The 25992-nt window shown below is 63.4% G+C and carries 28 protein-coding genes; 18 read left to right on the forward strand and 10 right to left on the reverse strand.

Annotated features, from left to right (window positions below):
* Positions 1 to 27: 27 nt before the first annotated feature.
* Positions 28 to 480: a rhodanese-like domain-containing protein gene (locus QUV35_RS13880; RefSeq protein ID WP_300875147.1), complete on the forward strand. Its 453-nt coding sequence runs from the start codon at positions 28 to 30 to the stop codon at positions 478 to 480.
* Between the two features lie 49 nt (positions 481 to 529).
* Entirely contained in the window at positions 530 to 2101 is a 1572-nt protein-coding gene (locus QUV35_RS13885) for a methyl-accepting chemotaxis protein (RefSeq protein ID WP_300875150.1), read from the forward strand.
* 28 nt (positions 2102 to 2129) lie between these two features.
* On the opposite strand, the gene QUV35_RS13890 is transcribed toward QUV35_RS13885, so the two are convergent.
* The 9 genes from QUV35_RS13890 to hpaR all read right to left on the reverse strand — a co-directional run bounded on the left by QUV35_RS13890 (position 2130) and on the right by hpaR (position 9617).
* A complete protein-coding gene (locus tag QUV35_RS13890; RefSeq protein WP_300875152.1) occupies positions 2130 to 3035 on the reverse strand; it encodes a class II aldolase/adducin family protein in 906 nt (301 codons plus the stop codon).
* Positions 3036 to 3045: 10 nt separating this feature from the next.
* Positions 3046 to 3873, reverse strand: a complete 828-nt coding sequence (locus QUV35_RS13895) for an HpcH/HpaI aldolase/citrate lyase family protein (RefSeq protein WP_300875155.1) — start codon at positions 3871 to 3873, stop codon at positions 3046 to 3048.
* 13 nt (positions 3874 to 3886) lie between these two features.
* Positions 3887 to 4714, reverse strand: a complete 828-nt coding sequence (gene hpaH, locus QUV35_RS13900; protein WP_300875158.1) for a 2-oxo-hept-4-ene-1,7-dioate hydratase — start codon at positions 4712 to 4714, stop codon at positions 3887 to 3889.
* Between the two features lie 64 nt (positions 4715 to 4778).
* Positions 4779 to 5225: a 5-carboxymethyl-2-hydroxymuconate isomerase gene (locus QUV35_RS13905; protein ID WP_300875161.1), complete on the reverse strand. Its 447-nt coding sequence runs from the start codon at positions 5223 to 5225 to the stop codon at positions 4779 to 4781.
* A gap of 4 nt (positions 5226 to 5229) precedes the next feature.
* Positions 5230 to 6153: a 3,4-dihydroxyphenylacetate 2,3-dioxygenase gene (hpaD, locus tag QUV35_RS13910; RefSeq protein ID WP_300875164.1), complete on the reverse strand. Its 924-nt coding sequence runs from the start codon at positions 6151 to 6153 to the stop codon at positions 5230 to 5232.
* A gap of 80 nt (positions 6154 to 6233) precedes the next feature.
* Positions 6234 to 7703, reverse strand: coding sequence for a 5-carboxymethyl-2-hydroxymuconate semialdehyde dehydrogenase (gene hpaE / locus QUV35_RS13915; RefSeq protein WP_300875166.1), 1470 nt, complete (start codon positions 7701 to 7703; stop codon positions 6234 to 6236).
* Positions 7700 to 8494: a fumarylacetoacetate hydrolase family protein gene (locus QUV35_RS13920; protein WP_300875168.1), complete on the reverse strand. Its 795-nt coding sequence runs from the start codon at positions 8492 to 8494 to the stop codon at positions 7700 to 7702. The genes hpaE and QUV35_RS13920 overlap by 4 nt, the downstream gene beginning before the upstream one ends.
* Positions 8491 to 9138: a fumarylacetoacetate hydrolase family protein gene (locus tag QUV35_RS13925; RefSeq protein ID WP_300875171.1), complete on the reverse strand. Its 648-nt coding sequence runs from the start codon at positions 9136 to 9138 to the stop codon at positions 8491 to 8493. The genes QUV35_RS13920 and QUV35_RS13925 overlap by 4 nt, the downstream gene beginning before the upstream one ends.
* Positions 9138 to 9617 carry a homoprotocatechuate degradation operon regulator HpaR gene (gene hpaR, locus QUV35_RS13930; protein WP_300875174.1) on the reverse strand — a complete coding sequence of 160 codons (480 nt, stop codon included), beginning with the start codon at positions 9615 to 9617 and terminating at the stop codon, positions 9138 to 9140. Before hpaR ends, QUV35_RS13925 begins: the two co-directional genes overlap by 1 nt.
* A 78-nt stretch (positions 9618 to 9695) precedes the next feature.
* Here hpaR and QUV35_RS13935 point away from each other — a divergent pair, with 78 nt between their 5' ends.
* The gene (locus QUV35_RS13935) at positions 9696 to 10748 is read left to right on the forward strand and encodes a nitronate monooxygenase (protein ID WP_300875177.1); all 1053 of its coding nucleotides are present in this window, start codon (positions 9696 to 9698) and stop codon (positions 10746 to 10748) included.
* On the opposite strand, the gene QUV35_RS13940 is transcribed toward QUV35_RS13935, so the two are convergent.
* Positions 10732 to 11847, reverse strand: coding sequence for a hypothetical protein (locus tag QUV35_RS13940; RefSeq protein WP_300875180.1), 1116 nt, complete (start codon positions 11845 to 11847; stop codon positions 10732 to 10734). The genes QUV35_RS13935 and QUV35_RS13940 overlap by 17 nt on opposite strands.
* A gap of 23 nt (positions 11848 to 11870) precedes the next feature.
* Here QUV35_RS13940 and radA point away from each other — a divergent pair, with 23 nt between their 5' ends.
* From radA to QUV35_RS14015, 15 genes are all read left to right on the forward strand, one after another.
* Positions 11871 to 13247, forward strand: a complete 1377-nt coding sequence (gene radA, locus QUV35_RS13945; RefSeq protein ID WP_300875183.1) for a DNA repair protein RadA — start codon at positions 11871 to 11873, stop codon at positions 13245 to 13247.
* A gap of 62 nt (positions 13248 to 13309) precedes the next feature.
* A complete protein-coding gene (locus tag QUV35_RS13950) occupies positions 13310 to 13732 on the forward strand; it encodes a glycerate kinase (protein WP_300875186.1) in 423 nt (140 codons plus the stop codon).
* A gap of 67 nt (positions 13733 to 13799) precedes the next feature.
* The gene (locus QUV35_RS13955) at positions 13800 to 14750 is read left to right on the forward strand and encodes a branched-chain amino acid transaminase (protein ID WP_300875189.1); all 951 of its coding nucleotides are present in this window, start codon (positions 13800 to 13802) and stop codon (positions 14748 to 14750) included.
* Positions 14751 to 14755: 5 nt separating this feature from the next.
* Positions 14756 to 14962, forward strand: a complete 207-nt coding sequence (locus QUV35_RS13960; RefSeq protein WP_300875192.1) for a zinc-finger domain-containing protein — start codon at positions 14756 to 14758, stop codon at positions 14960 to 14962.
* Positions 14963 to 15064: 102 nt separating this feature from the next.
* Positions 15065 to 16144, forward strand: coding sequence for a dTDP-glucose 4,6-dehydratase (rfbB, locus tag QUV35_RS13965; protein ID WP_300875194.1), 1080 nt, complete (start codon positions 15065 to 15067; stop codon positions 16142 to 16144).
* A complete protein-coding gene (rfbD, locus tag QUV35_RS13970) occupies positions 16141 to 17040 on the forward strand; it encodes a dTDP-4-dehydrorhamnose reductase (protein ID WP_300875195.1) in 900 nt (299 codons plus the stop codon). The genes rfbB and rfbD overlap by 4 nt, the downstream gene beginning before the upstream one ends.
* A gap of 10 nt (positions 17041 to 17050) precedes the next feature.
* Positions 17051 to 17938 carry a glucose-1-phosphate thymidylyltransferase RfbA gene (rfbA, locus tag QUV35_RS13975; RefSeq protein WP_300875197.1) on the forward strand — a complete coding sequence of 296 codons (888 nt, stop codon included), beginning with the start codon at positions 17051 to 17053 and terminating at the stop codon, positions 17936 to 17938.
* Positions 17935 to 18480, forward strand: a complete 546-nt coding sequence (gene rfbC, locus QUV35_RS13980; protein WP_300875200.1) for a dTDP-4-dehydrorhamnose 3,5-epimerase — start codon at positions 17935 to 17937, stop codon at positions 18478 to 18480. The genes rfbA and rfbC overlap by 4 nt, the downstream gene beginning before the upstream one ends.
* Before the next feature lie 36 nt (positions 18481 to 18516).
* Positions 18517 to 19461, forward strand: a complete 945-nt coding sequence (locus tag QUV35_RS13985) for a hypothetical protein (RefSeq protein ID WP_300875203.1) — start codon at positions 18517 to 18519, stop codon at positions 19459 to 19461.
* A 1-nt stretch (position 19462) separates the two neighbouring features.
* Complete coding sequence (gene gmd / locus QUV35_RS13990) at positions 19463 to 20551, forward strand: GDP-mannose 4,6-dehydratase (protein ID WP_300875206.1); 1089 nt, start codon at positions 19463 to 19465, stop codon at positions 20549 to 20551.
* A gap of 6 nt (positions 20552 to 20557) precedes the next feature.
* A complete protein-coding gene (locus QUV35_RS13995) occupies positions 20558 to 22054 on the forward strand; it encodes an oligosaccharide flippase family protein (RefSeq protein WP_300875209.1) in 1497 nt (498 codons plus the stop codon).
* A 63-nt stretch (positions 22055 to 22117) separates the two neighbouring features.
* On the forward strand, positions 22118 to 23065 hold the full coding sequence (locus QUV35_RS14000; protein ID WP_300875212.1) for an FkbM family methyltransferase: 948 nt from the start codon (positions 22118 to 22120) through the stop codon (positions 23063 to 23065).
* A gap of 39 nt (positions 23066 to 23104) precedes the next feature.
* Positions 23105 to 23953 carry a hypothetical protein gene (locus QUV35_RS14005; RefSeq protein WP_300875215.1) on the forward strand — a complete coding sequence of 283 codons (849 nt, stop codon included), beginning with the start codon at positions 23105 to 23107 and terminating at the stop codon, positions 23951 to 23953.
* Entirely contained in the window at positions 23946 to 25013 is a 1068-nt protein-coding gene (locus tag QUV35_RS14010) for a glycosyltransferase family 2 protein (protein WP_300875218.1), read from the forward strand. The genes QUV35_RS14005 and QUV35_RS14010 overlap by 8 nt, the downstream gene beginning before the upstream one ends.
* Positions 25014 to 25020: 7 nt before the next feature.
* Positions 25021 to 25992: a GDP-mannose 4,6-dehydratase gene (locus tag QUV35_RS14015; RefSeq protein WP_300875221.1), complete on the forward strand. Its 972-nt coding sequence runs from the start codon at positions 25021 to 25023 to the stop codon at positions 25990 to 25992.

Raw genomic sequence — 25992 nt, forward strand, 5'->3', positions numbered from 1 at the left:
CGTCCTTTCTTTCTAGGAGAAACCGAGATGAACAAGCGCAACTGGATGCAATGGGCTGGCGCAGCGGCCCTGGGTCTGGGCTCCCTGAGCCTGTCGTGGGCCGCTGAGACTCCCCCATCGCTGGCCGGAGCCAAGGTGATTCAGGCCGACGAGGCCAAGAAGCTGCTGGACAGCGGCGTGCCCTTCTTCGACACGCGCGTTTCAGCCGAATACGCCGAAAAGTCCATCAAGGGCGCCAAGAGCCTGACGTACCGCGAAAAGAGCGCCAAGGCGGCTGATTTCGATCCTGCCCAGGACCAGTTCGACCTCAGCAAACTGCCCGCCGACAAGGCCGCTCCCGTCGTATTTTTCTGCAATGCGGGCGAATGCTGGCGCAGCTACAAGGCCTCGGCGATGGCGGTGAAAAATGGCTATGCCAAGGTGAACTGGTTCCGCGGCGGCATGCCGGAATGGACCGCCAAGGGGCTGCCGACCCAATGACCGGGGAACCTTGAGGTTCCAGCTGCACGCACTGCAACGAGGATTCGACATGCGCTTCAAGCTTTCCATCAGGCAGCGGTTGCTGCTGCTCTCCGTACTGGCGGTTGTGGCGGTTTCCCTGGTGACTGCCCTGTTCTTTTTCTCCAACCGGACCAACGAACATGCGCTGAGCGAAATGTTTGAAGAGAACGGCCAGTCGCTGGTGCGCATGCAACGCATGGAGAACCTCTTGCTGGAGGTCCGCTTTCGCGCGGCTGGCGTGTTGCTCGACCAGCTCCCTGTGCCCGGTTCGCTGAACCATCTCAAGGCCACGCGGGAGGAGCTCGGCACCTTGTGGTCTGAACTCCAGGGCGGCGCGGGGAGCCTTTTCGCAACGGGCGAAGCGAACGAACAGTTCGCCGCGCTCCAGGCGGGTTGGCCGACGGTGGAGCGCATCACCTCTGCGCTGGAACAAGGCTATGTGGCCAAAGACACCGCAAGACTCACCAGCTTGCTGGAAGACGACTGGGCACAGATGGTCACGTCAGTGGTCAAACCGCTGCAGGCGCTCATTCCTCTTGCACAGCAGCAGTCGGGCGAGACGTACCAGAACGCCCGAGCACAGAGCCAGCGCCTGCTGATGCTCGGCGTGGCCGGCGCGCTGGCCTGCCTGATGCTGCTGGTCTGGGTGTCGTGGTTCACGACCCGGTCGATCCTGGTGCCGCTGGACGGCGTGAAACAGGCCATGCGGCGCATCGCCGACGGTGATCTGTCCCACCCGGTGCCGCCCGCACGGCAGGACGAGTTGGGCAGCATGATCGAAGCCATGGCCGACATGCAGCGGGCGCTGTACAAGCTGGTCCATCAGGTGAGGGAGTCGTCCGACAACATCCAGATGGCAAGCTCGGAGGTGGCCACGGGCAACGCCGATCTGTCGATGCGCACCGAACAGACCGCCTCGAGCCTGCAGGAAACGGCAGCGTCGATGGAAGAGCTGCACGGCACGGTGCGGCAATCCGCCGACTCGGCCCGCACCGCCAACCAGCTGGCCGTCACCGCCTCGCAAGTGGCGCTCAAGGGAGGGTCGATGGTGTCGCAGGTGGTGGCCACGATGGACGAGATCAACGCCTCGTCTCGGCAAATCGCTGAAATCATCGGCGTCATCGACGGCATCGCCTTCCAGACCAACATCCTGGCGCTCAACGCAGCGGTGGAAGCCGCCCGGGCCGGTGAGCAAGGGCGCGGCTTCTCGGTGGTGGCCGCCGAAGTGCGCAACCTCGCCGGGCGTTCAGCCGAGGCAGCAAAGGAAATCCGTTTGCTGATCAGCTCCAGCGTGGAAAAAGCCCGCGTCGGCACGCAGCTGGTGGCCAGTGCCGGGGAGACCATGGGCGAGATCGTGTCATCGGTGCAGCGGGTGGCCGACATGGTGAGCGACATCAGCGCCTCCACCGCCGAGCAATCCGGCGGGATCAGCCAGGTCAACACCGCCGTCTCGCAGCTGGACCAGATGACCCAGCAGAACGCCGCTCTGGTGGAGCAATCGTCTGCGGCATCGGAAAGCCTCAAGGATCAAGCCCTGCGGCTGTCGCAGCTGGTGGCGGTCTTCAAACTCGGCGGGCTGGCAGAGCAGAAGCTCCGCTGAAATCACGGATGGCGCAGCGACTGGAACGTCAGCCCTGGTAGCTGCTGTCCAGGCGGTTCACCTGCCGCACCAGCGCATCGAACACGTCACGGCCTGCGCCGTGGTCGGGGCTGAACTGCAGCGCGTCGCGCGTGCATCTGGCCGCAATGCTCTCGGGCACGGGAATGGCGGCCTCGGCGCCACCCATGGAGAAGGTCGCCAGCTGGATCTCGCAGGCGCGCTGCAGCGTCCAGAGGATGGCAAAGGTCTGCGGCAGCGTCGTGCCCCAGGCCAGCAGGCCGTGGTTGCGCAGGATCACGGCCTGTTTGTCGCCGATGCTCCGAAGCAGGCGCGGCGCTTCCTCGGCGTGGATGGTGATGCCCTCGAACTCGTGATAGGCCAGCATGCCGTGCAGTTGCGCGGTGTAGAAATTGGTCTGCTGCAGGCCGTTCCTGAGGCAGGCGACAGCCACCCCGGCTGTGGTGTGGGTGTGCATCACACAATGCGCGTCGGGCAGGCCGTCGTGGATCGCGGCGTGCACCGTGAAACCGGCCGGGTTGACGCGGTGCGCCGACCCGCCGAGCACTTCGCCCTGGAGGTTGATCTTCACCAGGTTGCTCGCAGTCACTTCGCTGTAGTGCAGGCCAAACGGGTTGATCAAGAACTGCTTTCCCGGGGCCCCCACGCTCCCCGCTACGCGTGGTTCGCTGCCCCCCGAGGGGGCTGCCACGCCTTGGGGCGGCCCGGCGGCGGGCTTTCCCGGGGCCCCCAAGCTCCCCGCCGCTTCTCCTGTCACGCTCGCAGGCAAGCGCAGCGTGATGTGGTTGTAAATCATCTCGGTCCAGCCCAGCATGGCGAAGACGCGGTAGCAGGCGGCCAGCTCCAGGCGGGCGGCCCATTCGTCGGGATGCATGCCCGGGGGCAGCACGGTGGTGGCTCGCAGCGTGGCGCTCATGGCGTCTCCTTCAATAGGTGTTGGGGCCGGTGGCGACCGGTCCCTTGAATTGCGCAAGCAGTTGCGAAGCGCTGGAGGCCAGCAGCAGGGTGTCGGCGCCGACCGCCACGAACACCGCGCCGGCGGCCAGCCATTGCCGGGCACCGGCTTCGGTGGTCGCCAGGATGCCGGGCGCCTTGCCGGCGGCGCGGATGCGCCGCACGCCCTCGGCGATCACGGCCTGCACGTCCGGGTGGGCCGGGTTGCCCGGGTGGCCCATGGAGGCGCTGAGGTCGGACGGGCCGATGAAGACACCGTCCACCCCCGGTGTGGCGGCAATCGCATCGAGGTTCTTCATGGCCTCTACCGTTTCCACCTGCACCAGCACACAGACCTGGTCGTTCGCCTCGTGCACGTAGCGCGCATGCGCCTGCCAGCGCGAGGCGCGGGCCAGCGCGCTGCCCATGCCGCGGATGCCGGCCGGCGCATACCGCGTGGCCTTGACCACCCCTTCGGCCTGCGCGGCGGTGTCGATCATGGGCACCAGCAAAGTCTGTGCGCCGATGTCCAGGTACTGCTTGATCAGGGCCACACCCACCTCGCCCGTGCCCACCGGCACCCGCACGATGGGGTGGGACCGCGCATCGCCAAACGCGTGCTGCGCGCTGGCCACGGCCTGCAGCTGCGCCAGGGTGTTGCGCACATCGTTGGGCGCGTGTTCGCCGTCGATCAGCAGCCAGTCATAGCCGATGCCGGCCAGCAGCTCGGTGCTGTAGGCGCTGGCGAGCGCGGCCCACAAGCCGATCTGCGGTGTGCCGGCGGCCAGCGCCTGCTTGAAGGTGTTGATGGGGGTGTGCATGGGGGATGGGTCCTCAGACGAACTTGAATCGAAGGCAACCGAGCGGACCGTAGTCGGCCTCGAACAGGTCACCGGCCCTGGCCGCCACCGGCCGCGTGAACGAGCCGGCCAGCACGATCTGGCCCGCGCGCAGCGATTCGCCCCAGGGGGCGAGCTTGTGCGCCAGCCAGGCGATGCCGATGGCGGGATGGCCCTGCACGCCGGCCGCCAGACCGGTTTCCTCCACCACGCCGTTCTGCCGGAGCACGGCGCCACACCAGGGCAGGTCGGTGGTGATCGGGTCGGCCCGGTAGCGAGCGTCACCCGCACCGAGCACGATGCCGGCGTTGGCGGCGTTGTCGCTGATGGTGTCGAACACCTTGCGCATGGCGCGGGTGTGGCGGTCGAACTGCTCGATGCGCGCATCGATGATCTCGATGGCGGGGGTCACGAAGTCGGTGGCGGCCAGCACCTCGGCCACCGTCACGTTCGTGCCCTTGAGCGGGGCCTTGAGCACGAAGGCCAGCTCCACTTCCACGCGCGGCGCGATGAAGCGGCCGGCAGGAATCTCCAGCACCTGGCCGGCCGTCGCGGTGAACAGCATGCTCTGCAGCAGGGTGCCGAAGTCGGGTTCGTCGATCTGGCTGGCCATCTGCATGGCACGGCTGGTCAGGCCGATCTTGTGACCGATGACCTGGTTGCCGCCCGCCACCTGCAGCGCGACCCAGGCGCGCCCGATGCGATAACCGTCCTCGATGGTCATGTCGGGGAAGCGCCTGGAGAAATGCTCCAGCGGCACGCGGGTCTTCTCTGAGCGCTCGAGCTCGGCGGCGAGTTGCTGGATGAGGGTGTCGTCAAACATGGGGGTGTGCGAGGGCTTCGACAGGCTCAGCCCGAACGGAGTGGGTGGGAGGGGGCGAAGGACTTCATGTCCGGTTGAACAACGGATGGATGGAGCTGTTCTTGGCGTCGAACACCTCGTGCCCCTCGTCCACCTGCACGGTGATGCCGATCGGGCGCGCGGCGAGCTGGGCGGCGAAGTGGGTTTTGACGCAGGCCTGCAGTGCATCGCCCACGCGCTGGTGCGTGAGCGCGCTGCGGCCCTTGGCCATGCGCAGGTTCATGTAGACGAAGGCGTAGTCGCTGCCCAGGCCGGCGGCCTCACCGGCCGCGCCACCGTCGGCCACGGCGCTGTGCGCGGCCGGGTAGGCGAGCACGCGGGTGCCGCCGGTGGGAAAGACCTGCTGGTCCGATTCATCGCGCACCGCGAGCATGGCGTCGCACAGCACCCGGCACAGCCGCTTCATGTCCAGGCCTCCCTGCGCTTCAGGTCGGTCGAGGTTGGGGGTGTAGAGGATGACGAGGTGCGGCATGGGTTCAGAGCCTGGAGACGGCCTGGTAGCCCCGGGCGGCGGAGGCCTGGGCGGCGGGAATGGCCTTGCCCGTCTGTGGCGTGACAGGGAAGACGGCGTTGATCTGGCCGGTGCCGGAGGCGCCGAAGTAGGGCGTGATGACCTCGGCCTGGCCGTTGTAGTCGCTCCAGCCCAGCGCGCCCAGCATCATGGCGGTGTCGTGCATGAAACCTTCGCCGTGCCCCTTGGCGGCGTACTCGGGCAGCATCTCGCAAAAGGCCTTCCAGTCGCCTTGCTCCCACATCTGCACCACGCTGCGGTCGAGCGTTTCCAGAAACGGGCTCCAGATCCTGAAGGCGAAGTCGGGGGCGAGACCGTTCTGCGCAAAACGGTGGCTCAGGCTGCCGCTGGCCAAAAAGGCCACGGTGCCGTCGTAGTGGTCTTCCACGGCGCGGCGCATGGCCCAGCCCAGGCGGGCGCTGTCGTTGAGGTAGTGGGCCTGGCACAGGGCGGACACCGAGATGGCCTTGAAGTGCCGGTCGGCGTTCATGTAGCGCATGGGCACCAGCGTGCCGTACTCGGGGCCGAGGGTGGTGGCGTGGTGGGCCAGGGTTTCCACGCCGTGCTCGTTGCAGACCCTGGCCAGGATCTGGCCGAGACCGGTGTTGCCCGGTATCTCGAACGGCATGTTGCTGATGAAGTGCGGCAGTTCGTTGCTGGTGTAGCGGCCTTCAAAGTGGGGCGCGCAGTTGAGGTGGTAGTTGGCGTTGACGAGCCAGTGGGTGTCGAAGACGACGATGGTGTCCACACCGAGTTCGCGGCAGCGGCGGCTGATCTCCTTGTGGCCGTCGATGGCGTCCTGTCTGGTTCCCTTGCGCGGCCCGTCGAGTTCGCTCAGGTACATCGAAGGAACGTGGGTGACCTTCGCCACGAGTGCTAGCTTTCCCATGTCTTGTCTCCTGGTGGTCTGCCATGGCGCCGGGTCCGTTCGATTCCGCCAACCCGGTGGAGAGAGCCGCAGGCGGTCACTCAGACACCCCAATGCGGAATGTGGTGTGACCCGAGAGAAACGGCCACGTTCTTGGGCTCCAGAAACACCTCGTAGCTCCAGGTTCCACCCTCGCGCCCGGTGCCGCTGGCCTTGGTGCCGCCAAACGGCTGGCGCAGGTCCCGCACGTTCTGGGAATTCACGAAACACATGCCGGCCTCCACCGCAGCCGCCACCCGGTGCGCCCGGCCCAGGTTTTCGGTCCACACGTAGCTGGACAGACCGTACTGGATGTCGTTGGCCAGCTCGATCGCGTGTGCTTCGTCGCGAAACGGAATGAGGCAGGCGACCGGGCCGAAGATTTCCTCTTGCGCAATGCGCATGCGGTTGTCCACATCGGCGAACACGGTGGGCCAGACAAAGTTGCCCTTGGCCACACGCGATGGCAAGGCCGCCGCATACGACGGCCGGTCCAGACCGCCGCACAACAGCGTGGCGCCCTCTTTCGGCCCGAGCTCGATGTAGCTGCGCACCTTTGCCAGGTGTGCCTGGCTGATCATCGGTCCGACGATGGTGTTTTCATCGAGCGGGTCGCCCACGGTGATGCGGCGGGCGCGTTCGGCGAACTTCTGTGCGAAATCGGCGTAGATGCCTTGCTGCACCAGGATGCGGCTGCCTGCCGTGCAGCGTTCGCCGTTGTTGCTGAAGATCATGAAGACCGCGGCGTCGAGCGCTCGGTCGAGGTCGGCGTCTTCAAAGATCACGAACGGGCTCTTGCCACCGAGCTCCATGCTGAACTTCTTCAGCCCCGCGCTCTGCACGATGCGGTTGCCGGTGGCGGTGGAGCCGGTGAAGGAAATGGCACGCACATCGGGATGGGCACACAGCGGCTCACCGGATTCCTTGCCCATGCCGTGCACCACGTTGAGCACGCCGGGCGGAATGCCGGCCTCCAGCGCCAGTTCGCCCAGGCGCGCGGCCGTGAGCGGCGAGAGCTCGCTCATCTTGAGCACCGCGGTGTTGCCGAAGGCCAGACACGGCGCGACCTTCCAGGTGGCGGTCATGAAGGGCACGTTCCAGGGGCTGATGAGCGCACACACGCCCACCGGGTGAAACAGCGTGTAGTTCAGGTGCGTGGGCGTGGGGTAGGTGTGGCCATCGACGCGGGTGCACATCTCGGCGAAGTAATGGAAGTTGTCGGCCGCGCGCGGGATCAGCTGTTTGCCGGTCTGCGAGATCACCTGGCCGCTGTCGTTGGTCTCGGTCTGTGCGATCTGTGGCACGTTGGCCGCGATGAGTTCGCCGAGCCGGCGCATGAGTCTGGCGCGCTCGGTGGCTGGCCGGCCGGCCCAGCCGGGGAAGGCGTCCTTGGCCGCCTGCACCGCCGCGTTGACCTCGCCTGCGCCACCGGCGCAGACCTCGGCCAGCACCTCCTGCGTGGCAGGGTTGATCGTCTCGAAGGTGCTGGCGCTGGCCACGGCATGGCCGTTGATGAGGTGCTGGATCGTCATGCGGATTCGGTCGGTGAGGTGATGGTGTTGACCAGGTCGCCGACGCCTTCGATCGACGTGACCACCACATCGCCGGGCTGGCAGTCGACCACGCCGTCGGGCGTGCCGGTGAGGATCAGGTCGCCGGGTTGCAGCGTCATGAAGGCGCTGAAATACGCGATCAGCGTGGGCACGTCGAAGATCATGTCGCGCGTGTTGCCCTGCTGCGTGACCCGTCCATTGACGGTGGTCTGCAGCGCGAGATTCATCGGCCCTCCGTGGCGCTCGTGCACGTCGGCGGCGTCGACCAGCCAGGGGCCGATGGGTGTGCAGGTGTCGCGGTTTTTCACGCGCAGGTTCGGGCGGTACCAGTTTTCCAGGACGTCGCGGATCGCGTAGTCGTTGGCCACGGTGTAGCCGGCGACGAAGTCCAGGGCATCGGCTTTCTGCACGCGCCGCGCGGTGCGCCCGATCACCACGGCGAGTTCGCATTCGTAGTGCATGTTCTGCACGCCCACCGGGCGCAGCGTGACGCCGCGGTGCCCGGTGAGGCCGGCTTCACCCTTGAGAAAGGCCAGCGGCTCGTCGGGCGCCTTGAAGGCGAGTTCTTTTGCGTGGTCGGCGTAGTTCAGGCCGAGCGCGAGAATGGTGCGGGGGCGTGAGGGCGGGTTGGGCGGCAGCGGCGGCAACCACACCACCTCGTCGAAGCCCACGCGCCGGCCTCGCAGCGCGGGGGTGAGCAGCGCCAGCTGGCCCTCAAGCTCCACCGCGTCGTGAACGGCGCCGGCCCAGGCGATGCGGGCGTGTTTCATGCCGTCTCCTCGCTCGCAAAGCGGTGCACCACCGGCTTGAAGCCGGTGGCGCCGATCTCCACCGTGTCGCCCGCATGGACCAGCGGGCGCGAGCCGTCCGCCAGGCAGTCGCTGCCCAGCATCAGCACGTCACCGGGGCGCAACGTCATGAACTCGCCCACATCGGCGAGCAAGGTGGCGGCATCACGCACCAGCTCGGCCAGCACGGTGGTCTGGCGGTGCACACCATGGATGCGAAGCTCCAGTTGCAGGGCCGACAGACCGGCCAGTCCACCCAGGCGCTGCAGCGGCACACACTCGGGGCCGACGCCCAGGAAACCATCCAGGCACTGGAACTTCACTGGCGGGCGGTAATAGCTGTCGTGCACGATCGCCACCTCGCAGAACAGCACCGCACCGGCCACCCCCGCAGCACCCATGACCAGGCCGAGCGAGGCGGACACGGCGACCGGTTGACCCGCGGGCAGCACGATGGTGTGGCCCGCGGGCGTGAAGGTGTTGGCCGTCTTGACGTACAGCACCGGCGCCTTCGGCGGCGCCAGGTAGGGCGGCTGGCTCATGCGCGGCGCCCACAGCGCGAACTCGCGCTGGAAGTTCAGCAGCGTGCCGTAAACCGTGCCCTCGGGCATCCAGTGGGTGTTCATCAGGCGTCCTCTTCCACGGCCTCGGCTTCGGCCGGCTGCTCCAGCGCAATCACTTCATCGAGCAGGGCGTAGAGCTGTGCCAGCCGCTCCTTGCCCAGGCGCTCCTCCATCCACGCGTAATGCGACTCGATGGTGCTGGAGAGTCGCTTGACCAGCTTGAGCCCGGCGGGCGTGGCGCGCACCACGGTTCGGCGCGCGTCCTGCGGGCAGCGGCCGCGCGCGATCAGCCCGTCACGCTCCATGCGGGTGAGCACGCCGGTGAGGCTGGGGCCGAGCAAAAAGGCTTCGCGCGCCACGCGGCCAGTCTCCACACCACCAGGCAGGCGGGCATGTTCACCGAGCACGCGCAGCACGCGCCACTGCTGGTCGCTCAGACCGTGTTCGCGCAGGCTGGGCCGCGTGTGCAGCATCACGGCCTCGCGCGCTTCGAGCAGCAGACGCGGCAGGTTGCGGTGGATGAAGGGGGTGGCGTCGGTCATTTAGTTAACATGTTAAATGATTGCCCTGTTACACGTTTGAGGGTTTACCCGGCCGTGGCGCGCGCGGAGAATGCGCGCATGAACGCACTCACTTCGTTGCTCGGCACCGACCACCCGCTCATACAGGCACCCATGGCCGGCGTGCAGGGGGCCGCTCTCGCAGCGGCGGTGAGCAACGCGGGCGCGCTGGGTTCACTGCCCTGCGCGATGCTCGCGGAAGATGCGCTGGAGCGCGAACTCGGTGCGCTCACCGCCGGCACCCAGCGCCCGTTCAACGTCAACTTTTTCTGCCACAACCCGCCGGTGCCCGACGACGCGCGCGAAGCCGCCTGGCGTGCCTGGCTCGCCACCTACTACCGCGAAGCCGGGCTGGACATCGACGCCGTGCCCGAGGGCCCCGGCCGCGTGCCGTTCAACAGCGGGTCGGCCGACCTGCTCGAACGCTTCAAACCCCGGGTCGTGAGCTTTCATTTCGGCCTGCCCGACCTCGACCTGCTGGACCGCGTGAAGGGCTGGGGCAGCGTGGTGCTGTCTTCGGCCACCACGGTCGAAGAGGCGCGCTGGCTCGAAGCCTTCGGCGCCGACGCCATCATTGCCCAGGGGGCGGAAGCCGGTGGCCACCGCGGCATGTTCCTCACCGACGACCTCACCACGCAGGTGGGCAGCTTTGCGCTGCTGCCGCAGATCGTGGCGGCGGTGAACGTGCCGGTGATCGCCGCCGGTGGCATTGCCGACGCGGCGGGTGTGGCCGCGGCCATGGCGCTGGGCGCATCGGGCGTTCAGGTGGGCACGGCCTTCCTGTGCAGCCTTGAGGCCACCACCAGCGCCCTGCACCGCGCCGCTTTGCAGAGCGAAGCGGCACACCACACGGCGCTGACCCACCTGTTCACCGGCCGCCCGGCACGCGGCATCGTCAACCGCGTGATGCGCGAACTCGGCCCGATGAACCCGGTGGCACCCGCCTTCCCGCTGGCCGGCGCGGCCATGGCGCCGCTGCGTGCGCATTGGGAGGCCAAGGGCAGTGGCGACTTTTCGCCGCTGTGGTCGGGGCAGAACGTCAGTGGTTGTCGCGAGGCGCCGGCAGCAGAGATCGTGCGCTCGCTGGCCGAAGGCTTCAGCGCTCGCGCCTGACGGCGTCGCGCTGCGCATTGAGCCAGCGCTTCGCCCGAACCCCGTTGCCGAGCTGCCCCAGGTCGTCTTCGATGCCGGCGAGCTCGGCCTCCAGCGCACGCACCTGGTCGATGCGGTTCTGCAGCAGCGTGTTGGCGTTGGGCGACTGGCCCTGGGGCAGGTCGAATTCATCGGCCAGCGCGGTCTGGCGCCCGGCGCGTTCGCGCTCCAGTTCGGCCACCTGGGCCTTCAGCAACAAGGTGAGTGAGGCCAGGCGTTCGTCCGACAGCTTGTGGACCGCGGCCGGGTCACTCAGCTCGGCGCGGCTCTGGATCTGCAGCAGTGTGACGAGATCGCGCTTTTCGTAGGCCGCGTTGGCTTCGCTCATGAGGGCGGTCTTGTGCAGGCGCGCTTGCGGGTCGGTTTCGCGGTCGGGGTGCAGGGCGCTGGCGAGCTGGCGAAACAGGCGGCGCAACAGCGTGTCGGCGTCCAGTTGCCCGGTCTGGCGCAGCGCGGCACCCGGCTTCTTGCGCTCCCGCCGGGCCTGGGCGGCTTCGCGCTTCTTGTCCTGCGCTTCTTCCTGCGAGCGACGCAGGCGCGCCATGCCGGCGCGCAGCAGTTGCTCGGCAGTGAGGTCCTGGCCTTCGTCGTCAAGGCGCTCGCCAAGGACCGACTCCAGCCGCGTGCGCAGCGCATCGGCCTCGGCCTGCCGGAGCTCGGCCAGGGTGCGCGGGCTGTGGCGATCGTGCAGTTCGCGCATGGCCTCGCCCACCGGGCCGCCCGCATCCACCAGGGCGCGGGTCAACCGGCACAGCACCGCGCGGGCCACCTCGGCCTGACCCCGGCTGAGTTCCTTGCCGAGCAGAAAGCCGTCGAGCGCCAGTGCCAGTTCGCGTTGGCCCTGCTCGAGCCGGCGGCGCAGCGGGTGCACGGCGCCATGCAGTTCCTGGCGGTGCAGCTGGCCCAGCGTGTCGAGCTCGGCGAGCTGGCTCTTGAGCTTGTCGATGCGGGTGAGTTGCAGGTTGTAGGCGCGCGCCGCGGCGGACAGGGCCTGGGCGTCGGGCGGCAGCACGAGCAGGGAGGCAGCGGGGCCGGCAACGGCGGGACGTGAGGAGGGCATGAGGGACTATATTGCCCAGCACCATGGCCAAAGACAAAACCCAATTCACCTGCAACGAGTGCGGCGGCTCCAGCCCCAAATGGCTGGGCAAATGCCCGCACTGCAACGCCTGGAACACCCTGGTGGAATCGGTCGCCGAACCGAGCGCCCCGCCGAAGAACCGCTTTGCCTCTCTGGCCAGGACCGCCGAGGTCACCACCCTGGCCGACATCGACGCCACCGACGTGCAGCGCACGCCCACCGGCCACGACGAGCTGGACCGCGTGCTGGGTGGCGGCATTGTGGAAGGCGGCGTGGTGCTGATCGGCGGCGACCCGGGCATCGGCAAGTCCACTCTGCTGCTGCAGGCGTTGGATTCGTTGCAGCGCGCCGGGGTCAAAACGCTCTATGTGACCGGTGAGGAAAGTGGTGCCCAAGTGGCGCTGCGCTCGCGCCGCCTGGGGCTGGACGGCTCGCAAGTCAGCGTGCTGGCCGAGATCCAGTTGGAGAAGATCCTGGCCACGCTGGACCATGTGCGGCCCGGCATCGCGGTGATCGACTCGATCCAGACCGTGTATTCGGAGCAGCTCACCTCGGCGCCGGGCTCGGTGGCGCAGGTGCGGGAGTGCGCGGCCCACCTCACCCGCGCGGCAAAGGCCAGCGGCACTGCGATCGTGCTGGTCGGCCACGTGACCAAGGAAGGCGCGCTGGCCGGCCCGCGCGTGCTCGAGCACATGGTCGACACGGTGTTGTATTTCGAAGGTGACACACACAGCAGCTTTCGGCTGATCCGTGCGATCAAGAACCGCTTTGGCGCGGTCAACGAGATCGGCGTGTTCGCCATGACCGAGAAGGGCCTCAAGGGCGTGAGCAACCCGAGTGCCATCTTCCTGTCGCAACACACGGAGCCGGTGCCGGGCAGCTGCGTGATGGTGACCCTGGAGGGCACGCGGCCCATGCTGGTGGAGATCCAGGCGCTGGTGGACACCGGCGGCCCTTCGCCCCGGCGCCTGAGTGTGGGCCTGGACCGCGACCGCCTGGCCATGTTGCTGGCGGTGCTGCACCGCCACGCCGGCGTGGCCTGCATGGACCAGGACGTGTTCGTCAACGCGGTGGGCGGCGTGCGCATCAGCGAGCCGGCGGCCGATCTGGCGGTGATGCTGGCCATCACCAGCAGCCTGCGCGGCCGGGCCTTGCCCAAGGGCTTCATTGCCTTTGGCGAGGTGGGCCTGGCCGGCGAGGTGCGCCCGGCGCCGCGCGGCCAGGAGCGCCTGAAGGAGGCCGCCAAGCTGGGCTTTTCGGTGGCGGTGGTGCCCAGGGCGAATCTGCCGAAGAAGAACGACAAGTCGTTCGAAGGCCTCACGGTGCACGGCGTGGACCGCATCGAAGAGGCCATGGAGCTGGCCCGCAGCCTGGCCTGAGGCCGCGCGGCCTGCGTACAAACCGCAGCAGCGCCGGCGGCGCGGCAACGGACAATGGCGCCATGCAACTGAAGAAATTCCTTGTTCCCCTGGGCTGCGCGGTCCTCCTGGTGGTGGCGCACCGCGCCTCCGGCTGGCCCGGTGTGGCCGCGGTCGGCGGCGGCCTGCTCATGTGGCTGCTGCTGCACCTCACCCGCTTGATGACGGTGCTCAAGCGCGCCGCCAACCGCCCGATCGGCCACGTCGACAGCGCGGTGATGCTCAATGCCAAGCTCAAATCCGGCGTGACGCTGATGCACGTGATCGCCATGACCCGCGCGCTGGGTGAGCGGCTGTCCGTCGAGGGCGCCGAGCCCGAGGTCTACCGCTGGACCGACGCCGGGCTGTCCTGCGTGGAAGCCGAATTCGCCGGCGGCAGGCTGGTGCGCTGGCAGCTGGCACGCCCCGACCCGCAGGCGCCAGACCCGCTCGTCCCGGCGCCGTAAAATCGCCGGTTTGGCGACCCGCCCTGTGGGTTGGGCGCCCCCCCACGAACAACTCACAAGGACCCCCATGAGCCCCATCGTTCCCTCGATGTCCGACCGCGACGGCAAGATCTGGATGGACGGCCAGATGGTGGAATGGCGCGACGCCAGGATCCACGTGCTGACCCACACGCTGCATTACGGCTGCGGCGCGTTCGAAGGTGTGAGGGCTTACAACGCCGTCGGCGGCACGGCGATCTTCCGCCTGGAAGAACACACCGAGCGCCTGTTCAACAGCGCCAAGATCCTGCGCATGAAGCTGCCCTTCACCATGGAAGAGGCCATGGAAGCGCAAAAAGCCGTGGTGCGCGAGAACAAACTCGAGAGCTGCTACATCCGCCCGCTGACCTGGATCGGCGACAAGAAACTGGGCGTTTCTCCGAAGGGCAACACCATCCACCTGATGGTCGCGGCCTGGGCCTGGGGTGCCTACCTGGGCGAGGAAGGCCTCAAGCGCGGCATCCGCGTGAAGACCAGCAGCTACACGCGTCACCACGTCAACATCACCATGACGCAGGCCAAGGCGGTGAGCAACTACACCAACAGCATCCTGGCCAACATGGAAGTCACCGACGAGGGCTACGACGAAGCGCTGCTGCTCGACGCCTCGGGCTTCGTGAGCGAAGGCGCCGGCGAAAACATCTTCGTGGTCAAGAACGGCGTGATCTACACGCCCGACCTGTCCGCCGGCGCGCTCAACGGCATCACGCGCAACACCGTGTTCCACATCGCCAAAGACCTGGGGCTGGAAATCGTGCAGAAGCGCATCACCCGCGACGAGGTCTACATCGCCGACGAGGCCTTCTTCACCGGCACCGCCGCCGAGGTGACACCGATCCGCGAACTCGACCGCATCGAGATGGGCAAAGGCGACTACGTGGGTACCCGCGGCCCCATCACCGAGAAGATCCAGAGCGCCTTCTTCGACATCGTGAACGGCCGCAATCCGAAGTACGCCCACTGGCTCACCAAGGTTTGACCGACATGAGCACCCCAGCCATCGAACTCAAGGCCAGCGACCTCAATGCCCAGGGCGGCGTGTTCTGCCCGAACAAGCTGGCCGACATGAAACTCTGGAACAGCCACCCCAAGGTGTATCTGGATGTGGCGCACACCGGCGAAGCCAAATGTCCTTATTGCGGAACGGTCTACCGCCTCAAGGCGGGCGAGACGGTTTCACACGGACACTGATCTGCCCACTGAAACCGCCGAAAGCCGCGGTTTGGCAAAGATAATGTGGGGCGGTTGGCAGCCTGCGGGTGGCCACAACATTGTCATTTTCAGGAAGATTCCATGATCCTCGTCACTGGCGGCGCCGGCTTCATCGGCGGCAACTTCGTGCTCGACTGGCTGGCCGGGCCTGCCGAGGCCGCCGAGTCCGTCATCAACCTCGACAAGCTCACCTACGCCGGCAACCTGGAAAACCTGGCCAGCCTGCAGGGCAATCCGCGCCATGTGTTCGTGCAGGGCGACATCGGTGACAGTGCACTGGTGGCGCGCCTGCTGGCCGAGCACCGGCCACGCGCGGTGATCAACTTTGCGGCGGAGAGCCACGTCGATCGCTCGATCCATGGCGCAGAAGACTTCATCCAGACCAACATCGTGGGCACCTTTCGCCTGCTCGAGGCGGTGCGCGCGCACTGGACTGCCTTGCCGGCCGACGAGAAGTCTGCGTTCCGTTTCCTGCACGTGAGCACCGACGAGGTGTATGGCAGCCTCGCCCCCGACGCACCGGCCTTCACCGAAACCCACGGATTCGAGCCCAACAGCCCGTACTCGGCCAGCAAGGCCGCCAGCGACCACCTCGTGCGCGCCTGGCACCACACGCACGGCCTGCCGGTGCTCACCACCAACTGCAGCAACAACTACGGGCCCTTGCATTTCCCCGAGAAACTGATCCCGCTGATGATCGTCAACGCACTCGCGGGCAAGCCCTTGCCGGTGTACGGCGACGGCATGCAGGTGCGCGACTGGCTCTACGTGAAAGACCATTGCAGCGCCATTCGCCGCGTGCTCGAAGGCGGGCGCCTGGGCGAGACCTACAACGTCGGTGGTTGGAACGAGAAACCCAACCTGGAGATCGTGCACACCGTCTGCGCCCTGCTCGACGAGCTGCGACCGCGCAGCGACGGCCAGCCCTACGCCAGCCAGATCAGCTACGTGAAAGACCGCCCCGGCCACGACCGCCGCTACGCCATCGACGCGCGCAAGATCGAACGCGAGCTCGGCTGGAAGCCGGCAGAAACCTTCGAGAGCGGCATCCGCAAGACGGTGCAGTGGTACCTCGACCATCCCGACTGGGTGGCCAACGTGCAAAGCGGCTCGTACCGCCAGTGGGTGCAGACGCAGTACGAGGCGCCCGTGTCCGCATGAAGGTTCTGCTGCTGGGCAAAAACGGACAGGTCGGCTGGGAACTGCAGCGCAGCCTGGCCCCGTTGGGCGAGCTGGTTGCCCTGGACCGGCACAGCACGCTCACCGACGGCGGCTGCGGAGACCTGAACGACCTTGACGGCCTGCGCGATACGGTGCGGCGCCTGCGGCCCGGCGTCATCGTGAATGCAGCGGCCCACACCGCCGTGGACAAGGCCGAGAGCGAGCCCGACCTGGCGCGGACGCTGAACGCCCGGGCGCCCGGCGCGCTGGCCGAAGCGGCCAACGGTGTCGGGGCCTTGCTGGTGCACTATTCCACCGACTACGTGTTTGACGGCGGCGGCCACACACCCTGGACCGAAGACGCCACCACCGGCCCGCTCAGCGTGTATGGGCAAACCAAACTGGAGGGTGAGCGCCTGATCGCCGCGGCCGGTGCGCGCCACCTGATCTTTCGCACCAGCTGGGTCTACGCCGCACGCGGCGGCAACTTCGCCAGGACCATGCTGCGGCTGGCGCAAGAGCGCGAGCGGCTTGCCGTGATCGACGACCAGGTCGGCGCACCCACCGGGGCAGAGTTGATCGCCGACGTGACGGCGCATGCCATTCGCCAGACCCTGAGCGACGAGGCCTGCTGCGGCACCTACCACCTGGCAGCTGCGGGTGAAACCAGCTGGAACGGCTACGCCCGCTTCGTGCTGGAGACGGCCCGCGCGCTCAAGCCCGAGCTTTTGATCAAGGCGCAGGAAGTGGCCACCGTGCCCACCAGCGCCTACCCCACGCCGGCCCGCCGGCCGCTGAATTCGCGGCTGGACACTTCATACTTGCGCAGCACCTTTGGTTTGAACCTGCCCGACTGGCAACACGGCGTGCGTCGTATGCTTGCCGAAATTTTGTGAGACCCATCGCATGACGCAACGCAAAGGCATCATCCTCGCCGGTGGCTCCGGCACCCGCCTGCACCCGGCCACCCTGGCCATCAGCAAACAGCTGCTGCCGGTGTACGACAAGCCGATGATTTATTACCCGCTGACCACGCTCATGCTCGCCGGCATCCGGGACGTGCTCATCATCAGCACACCGCAGGACACACCGCGTTTCCAGCAGCTGCTGGGCGACGGCAGCGCCTGGGGCATGAGCCTGCAATACGCGGTGCAACCCAGCCCCGACGGGCTGGCCCAGGCCTTCATCATCGGCGCCGACTTTGTGGGAAACAGCCCCAGCGCCCTGGTGCTCGGCGACAACATCTACTACGGCCACGACTTCACCACGCTCCTGGCCGACGCCGACAACCAGACCAGCGGGGCCACGGTGTTCGCTTACCACGTGAACGATCCCGAACGCTATGGCGTGGTGGCCTTCGACCAGACAGGCAAGGCCAGCAGCATCGAAGAAAAACCATTGAAGCCGCAAAGCAACTACGCGGTGACCGGCCTGTACTTCTACGACCAGCAAGTGGTGGACATCGCCAAAGCCGTCAAGCCCAGCGCACGCGGCGAACTTGAAATCACCGCGGTGAACCAGGCCTACCTGGACCTCGGCCAGCTCAACGTGCAAATCATGCAGCGCGGCTATGCCTGGCTGGACACCGGCACCCACGACAGCCTGCTCGAAGCCAGCCAGTTCATCGCCACGCTGGAACACCGCCAGGGCCTGAAGATTGCCTGCCCCGAAGAGATCGCCTGGCGCCACGGCTGGATCGACAACGCCCAGCTCGACGCCTTGGCCCAGCCCATGCTCAAGAACGGATACGGCCAGTACCTGGCGCGTCTGCTCAAGGAACCGGTGCACCGATGAAAGTCACTCCCACCGCCATCCCCGATGTGCTCATCATCGAACCCAAGGTGTTCGGTGACGAGCGCGGCTTCTTCTTCGAGAGCTTCAACCAGAAGGCCTTCAACGACGCCACCGGTCTCGATGTGAACTTCGTGCAGGACAACCACAGCCGCAGTGCCAAGGGTGTGCTGCGCGGCTTGCACTACCAGGTGCAACAGCCGCAGGGCAAGCTGGTGCGGGTGGCGCGCGGGGCGGTGTTCGATGTGGCGGTCGACATTCGCAAGGGGTCGCCCACTTTTGGTCAATGGGTCGGCGTGGAACTCTCCGAAGACAACCACAGGCAACTCTGGGTGCCGCCTGGTCTGGCCCATGGATTCCTCGTCGTCAGTGAATCAGCCGACTTTCTGTACAAGACCACGGACTACTACGCGCCGCAGCATGAGCGATGCATTGTCTGGAACGATCCGGGCATTGGTATCGAATGGCCGCTCAAGGGTGCACCTGCGCTATCCAACAAGGACCGCCTCGGATTGGCGTTGGACGCGGCCCAGTTGTTTGAATAGGCCGATATGCCGTGTGAATGGCAACAGGGAAATGCCATGAGTCGCAATCTGGAAAAAGACAACGAGGTCGGTCTGCTCGACCTGCTGATTCTGGTTGCGGAAAACTTCAAGCTGCTCATCATAGGATCCGTGCTCGCAGGCTTGATCGCAGCGGGCTTGGCTTATCTCGCTCCGAAGCGTTTCGTGAGCCACGCCATATTGGCACTGCCTTCTCAAGTTCACGGACTGAGCCATGTCTACGACGTGATCAAGATTCAGACTCCGCCCCAGGTGGCCGAACTGATCACCGCTCCAAGCGTACTTGACCCCGTGATCGTCAGTCTGAAGCTGGCGCAAGGGCACACGCTCGCCACAGCACGAAACAAACTTTTGAGCCAACTCAGGGTAGCGGCTCACCCAGACGGCCTGGTGCACCTGCACGTTACATCGCAGACACCCGAGCAGGCACAGGCTGTGGCCAACGCAATCCTGGAGAGTTGGCTGAAGAGCACGGTACCTGGCGTGGAAGAGCAGGCCGCGCTGAAGAAAATGCTCGCCCATGCCGAGTCATCCCTGAGCGCGTCACGTCGACTGATCGAGCGATTGTCGCCAGAGCATGACGTGTCCCCTGGAAACACCCTGAAGCCGGACGATGGGGCAGCAATGCTGATTGCGGCTGCAGATCTTCAAACACGCTATCTGCACGAAACCACGGAAATCGCCAGCTTGCTTCGAGGCTATTCAAATGACGTTGTCAAACAGGTGCCAACCCTGCCCTCCGGGCCAGAAGCAATGCCGAAGGGCTTGATTGCCTTGCTGAGCGCTCTGGCCGCGGCCATGATGCTCCTCCTCTGGATTCTGATCGTGCAAGCATGGAGGAGCGCTGAGCAGGATCCGGCGATCGCGCCCAAGTTGCTGCGGCTACGGGCCGCTCTCGGGATGAAACACCCCCCAACCAATGGTATCCAGCTGCGAGCCGACCACAGCAATGACCAACTCTGACATGAACAACAAGACAGCACTGATCACGGGTGTGACCGGCCAGGACGGCGCTTACCTGGCCGAGTTCCTTTTGAAGAAGGGCTACATCGTGCACGGCATCAAACGCCGCGCCTCGATGTTCAACACGGCCCGCATTGACCACCTTTATCGCGATCCACACGAGCCGGGGGTCCGTTTTTTTCTGCACCACGGAGACCTGACCGATTCCAGCAGTCTCATTCGCATCATTCAGCAGGTTCAGCCCGACGAAATCTACAACCTGGCCGCGCAGAGCCACGTCGCAGTTTCCTTTGAGGAACCGGAGTACACGGCCAACTCCGATGCCCTGGGTGCCCTGCGCGTTCTGGAGGCGATCCGCATTCTGGGGATGGAAAAGAAGACCCGCTTTTACCAAGCCTCCACCTCCGAGCTGTATGGCCTGGTGCAGGAAACGCCACAAAAGGAGACCACCCCCTTCTACCCTCGTTCGCCCTACGCGGTAGCCAAGCTATATGCCTACTGGATCACGGTGAACTACCGCGAAGCCTACGGCATGTACGCCTGCAACGGCATCCTCTTCAACCACGAATCACCGGTGCGCGGCGAAAACTTCGTGACCCGAAAAATCACGCGCGCGCTGGCACGCATCAAGCTCGGTTTACAAGAGCACCTTTACTTGGGCAACCTGAATGCGCTACGCGACTGGGGACACGCCAAGGACTACGTTGAGATGCAGTGGCTCATGTTGCAGCAGACGCAGGCCGAAGACTTTGTCATTGCCACAGGGGTTCAATACAGTGTGCGGGACTTCGTGAACGAAGCCGCGGGAGAGCTGGGCATCAGGATGCGCTGGGAAGGCGACGGCGTGGAAGAAAAAGGATACGACGAACAAGGCAAGTGCCTGGTCTCTGTCGACCCCCGCTACTTCCGCCCTACGGAAGTAGAAACGCTTTTGGGCGACGCGTCCAAGGCACGTGAGAAGCTCGGTTGGTCGCCCAGGATCACCTTCCGGGAGCTTGTCAGCGAGATGGTCCGCGAGGACCTGAAATCCGCGGAGAGAGACGAGCTCGTCAAACGCCACGGCTACTCGGCAAACGATTACCACGAGTAAGCGCAGATGAATTTGCGTCGCAACCTGCTGGCGGGGCTGGCCAATTCAGGCTGGTCGGCGCTGGTGGGCTTTGCGGTCGTGCCCTTCTATCTCAAGTATCTGGGCATGGAAGCCTATGGCTTGATCGGTTTCTTCATGACCGCGCAAGTGATGTTTCAGCTGCTTGACATGGGGATGGCGCCGACCATGAATCGTGAGGTCGCACGGTGCTCGGCATCAGGTCAGCTGCGGGATGCCGGCAAGCTGCTGCACACGCTTGCCGTCATCTACTGGTGCGTGGCAATTGTCATCGGGCTGGTGATTATTTTGCTGGCGCCCTTCATTGCGACACATTGGTTGAAGTCCAAGGACCTGCCAAGTCACACCGTGGTGAACGCGTTGATGTTGATGGGCCTGGTGGTTGCGTCCCGCTGGCCAATCGGCTTGTACCAAGGCGCGCTGCTCGGCGCACAGCGCATGACTGTCTCCAGCGCGGTGAACATGTCCATGGTGACCCTGGGCAGCGTAGGCGCGGTGCTGATCCTGGCATTCGTGTCGCCGACCATAGAAGCATTCTTTGCCTGGCAGGCCTTTGTGGGGTTGGTCTATGCTGTGACGCTGAGAAAAGTCACCTGGTTGGTCATTGGAGCGTCGGATGCAAACCGGTTTGACACTTCAGAGCTCAAGCGGATCTGGCGCTTCACTGCGGGCATGAGTGCCATCGGCCTGACAGGAGTTGTGTTCAGCCAACTCGACAAGATCATCCTCAGCAAAGTGCTCGCCTTGGAAGACTTTGGCCAATACATGTTGGCCTCGGTCGTGGTGAGCGGGCTCTACGTACTGATCACACCCGTTTTCAACCTCATCTATCCGCGCTTTTCGGCCCTCGTCGCCAAGGGCGATATCGAAGAACTGAAAAAGCATTACCACCTCGGCACCCGCCTGCTGGCCTCGATCCTTTTTCCGGCAGCCATGCTGCTGGCGGTTTTTGCAAAGGATATTGTTTATATATGGACAGGCAATCTCCAAGTTGCGACGAGCACAGCACCTGTGATTGCACTGCTCGCATCGGGATCGGCGCTGCATGGTGTCATGCATTTTCCATACGCGTTGCAACTCGCATATGGTACGACTCGCCTGTCCTTGACGATTTATCTGGTGCTGATTGTGGTCATGCTCCCCTTGCTCGCCTTCCTTCCGTTGAAGTTCGGCACTGTGGGTGGTGGCGCAGCCTGGCTGGTGGTATTGATTTTCTACATGCTGTTCGGAACGTGGTTCATGCACAGACGCTTGCTGCCAGGACAAGCCATCATTTGGCTTGGCCGAGATGTCGGCATTCCTTTGCTGCTGTCAGTCACCGTTGGCGTCTGCCTTTTCCAACTCACTTTTGCTGGATTCGACGGTCTCTACGTCAAGTTTGCCGGGGGGCTCATCCTGATGTTGATTCTTCCACTCGCATCTGCCTTTACATCTGGAGAACTGCGGGGTTACGCTTTTGCAAAAGTTCAAGGCAGGATCCGCTGAACAATTTGCAGCCGCCTGAACACTTTCAAAACCCGCACTCCATCACTTGAGTTCCAACCAAACATGACCGTCATCCCGAAATCTATTCGCCAGCGTCTGAAGCAATATGACTGGCTGTTCTCTTTCTACAAGAGCATGGAGCGCAAACTTCATCATTTCAAGGACTGGTGGGGCACCAAGATTTGGAAAAAGACCACCGAAGTGACAACACCACTCGGTTTCAAACTGGTCTCCGGTTTTCATCCTGCATATCAGCAAATGCGAACCGGTGAGTTCGAGGTGGAGGAAACAAGGATCATCAAAAGGATGCTGAAACAGGTTCAAGTGTTTGTTGATGTCGGTGCGAACCTCGGGTACTACACCTGCTTGGCCTCACAGCACGGAAGATCAGTGCTTGCCTTTGAGCCGCAGCAGCAGAATCTCAAGTGTCTGATGCAAAACTTAACGGTAAATGGCTATCAGGATGGGGTGGAAATTTTCCCGCTCGCACTCAGCGACAAGCCTGGCCTACTAACTCTGTATGGAGCCAGCGGACCATCCGCCTCCCTAATCAAGGGGTGGGCTGGGTATTCTTCCAAGCACAGCCAGCAAATACCAGTTTCAACACTTGACAATATTCTCGGTTCGCGATTTGAAGGAGAGCGAATTTTTATCAAGATCGATGTAGAGGGTGCGGAATATCAGGTGTTGAGTGGGGCGCATCTGACACTTGATCGCAAAGTCAAGCCGATATGGCTCCTTGAAGTCTGCTTGGAAGAATTCCATCCATCCGGCTTCAACCCTGACTATCAGAAGATATTCGACTTGTTTTTCGATCGCGGCTATGCAGTTTATACCGCCACCGAACCACCAACTCCAGTGAATCGACAGAGTATCTTGAACTGGGTTGAGCAGAAATCAAACCGGCGAAGTACCTTCAATTACGTGTTTGTCGATGAATCACTTGAACCAGAGCTCATGCATGTTGCATTAGATGATTTGGAAAACGGACATGCACCCGTGCGTATGTAGCCCGCAGCGAAAAATCAGAACCCGAAAAGAGAGTGCAACTTGATCAAAAAATTGTTCCACTTCATGCTCGATCTTAGAGATCGGCAGCAAATGGCGATCGCTGTTGGTAAGGGAGCCGCCATGATGCAAGGCCGTCGAATCGACATGACGCGCCCGGCGACTTGGGAGTTTTCTGCCTTCAGTCAGAATGGAGAAGATGGAGTCCTTGATGTACTACGAAAAGAGCTAACAGATTCCAACCGATATTTTGTTGAAATTGGCTCCGCTGACGGAATGCAAAATAACTCCTCTTGGTTGGTCGTTGCAGAACAGTATGCCGGTTTAATGGTTGAAGGCAATTCAAAATTGGTTGATCGCGCCAAGAGGTTGATTCCCCATTATAGTGTTGGCGCCGAATGTGTGAATATGTTCGTCAACTCCAACAGTATCAAAGCACTCAAAGACTTGGCATTGCACAGCGATCCAGACGTCTTTTCACTGGATATCGACGGAATTGACTATTACGTGGCTGAAGCGGTATTCGATGCCGGGTTTCGGCCCAAAATTTTTGTGGTCGAGTACAACTCTGCGTTTGGTCCGGAACGCAGCATAACGATTCCCTACAAAGAAAATTTCTCATTTGGCCAAGAACATCCAACACGTCTTTACTATGGTGTTTCCATCTCTGCATGGCGAAAGTTTTTTGATAAGCAGGGCTATCGCTTTGTCACGGTTGACTCCAAGGGTGTCAATGCCTTTTTTGTCAACCCAAACAGCTTCGATGCTTCGTTTCTGAATGCTGTTGCCGGATCTTCATTTGCTGAAAATCTCTACCAGCTCAGAAAGTTTCGTGGCGCTTTTTCGGAGCAGTTCAAACTCATTGCAGACCAAAGGTTCGTTGATGTCTGAGGATACATTTTCACAATCTCTTTTGGAAGCGACTCCGGAACGCCCAGTTTTGAGGCTTTCCATCTGCATGACCACCTACAACCGCGGTCGTTTCATCGGTGAAACACTGGATTCAATACTTCCACAACTGGGGCCCGAGGTCGAGTTGATTGTGGTGGATGGCGCCTCACCAGACAACACGGAGCAGGTCATGGCAAATTACGTTTCGAGGTATCCATCAATTCAGTATTTCAGACAGGCGGAGAACTCGGGCGTTGACAAGGACTACGACAAGGCGGTGGCCTACGCGTCCGGAGAATACTGCTGGTTGATGACCGATGATGACCTTCTGAAGGAGGGAGCCATTTCGTCTGTTCTGGATGCTCTCTTGGAATTTCCTGACCTTGTGGTTGCCAATTCCGAACTGAGAACTGTAGACATGTGCAATGTTCTGGCAACAGGGCTGCTCTCGCGTTCCGGCAACGAACGTTATGACGGGAGTGAAACCGAACGCCTATTCGTTGAGGTTGGAAGGTACCTATCTTTCATTGGAGGAGTTGTCATCAAACGCAGCCTATGGTTGGAGCGAGATCGATCCACCTACTACGGCAGCCTGTTTATTCATGTGGGCGTCATATTTCAAAAACCTTTGTCCTTGGTACTCGTCATTCGTGAGCCGCTTATTGCCATTCGTTACGGCAATGCGATGTGGACAGCGCGCGGTTTCGAGATCTGGATGTTCAAATGGCCGGGGTTGATCTGGTCTTTCAAGGACTATTCTGAAGAGGCGAAGTCCATGGTTTCGGCACGTGAGCCTTGGCACGTGAAGACCCGGGTACTCCTCTACAGGGCATTGGGTGGCTACGGACCCAGCGAATACGAACGGTTCATAGCACCCAAAGTCTCTGGCTTCATGCGATTCATCTACTCGGCCATCGCTTGGTTGCCTGCATCCCTGCTGAATTCGCTGGCAAGCATTTACTGCGCCTTCATCAACAAGAGGGCTCGCTCAGATCTTTACGATCTTTCGCGAAGCAAGCACGCCACTTGGCTGAGTCGTCATCTGGCACGTTCGTTGTAACTGCACTATGTCAACTGCGCTGATTACCGGTGTGAGCGGCCAGGATGGTTCCTACCTTGCCGAGCAACTGATCGCAAAGGGCTACCGGGTGCTGGGTGGCGTGCGCGATGTTTCGCGCGCAAGCGATGCCCTCCCAATGAACCTGCGTGAGGGGGTGGAGCTCGTCGCATGGGACATGAGCGATCTCTCTGCGCTGCAGGAAGTCATCGCCACCACAAAGCCGACCGAGATTTACAACTTTGCGGCCTATGCCAGCGGCGCTGCAATGTTCGAAGATCCCCTGGGAATGGCAGAAGTCAACGGCGTTGCGGTGACCCGGATTTTGGAGGCGATCAGGGCAGTCAATCCCAAGATCAAGTTCTGTCAGGCATCCAGTCGCGAGATCTTCGGAGAAGCACTCGAAAGCCCTCAAACCGAATCGACTCCCCCGAGCCCCAGGAGCCCATACGGCGCAGCCAAGCTCTATGCAGACGCCATGATCCGCATCTACCGGCACAGATATGGCATGTACGCTTGCTCGGCCATTTTGTTCAACCACGAGAGCCCGCGTCGCAGCGTCGATTTCGTGACGCGCAAGATCTCGCGCGAAGCCGCCAGGATCAAGCTGGGCCTCTCTCAGGAACTGCATCTGGGGAATCTGGACACCCAGCGAGATTGGGGGTTTGCCGGCGACTACGTGCATGCCATGTGGCTGATGATGCAGAAGGGCGAGCCTGAAGACTATGTGGTGGCCACCGGCGTGGCCCACTCGGTGCGCGAATTTTGCGACCAGGCATTCGCGCACGTGGGTCTTGACTATCGCGACCACGTGCGGGAGGACGCAGCGTCCTACAGACCATCTGAGCCAGCTCCGCTGGTGGGATCACCCGCCAAAGCTTGGAGAAACCTGGGCTGGAAACCAGAAGTGAGCTTTCCCGAGCTTGTCCACATGATGGTGGATTCGGATCTGCGCGATTTGCGTTTCTCGATGAACAACTGA

Origin of the sequence: Hydrogenophaga sp., from assembly GCF_030373225.1 — a bacterium.
Lineage (GTDB): Bacteria > Pseudomonadota > Gammaproteobacteria > Burkholderiales > Burkholderiaceae_C > Hydrogenophaga.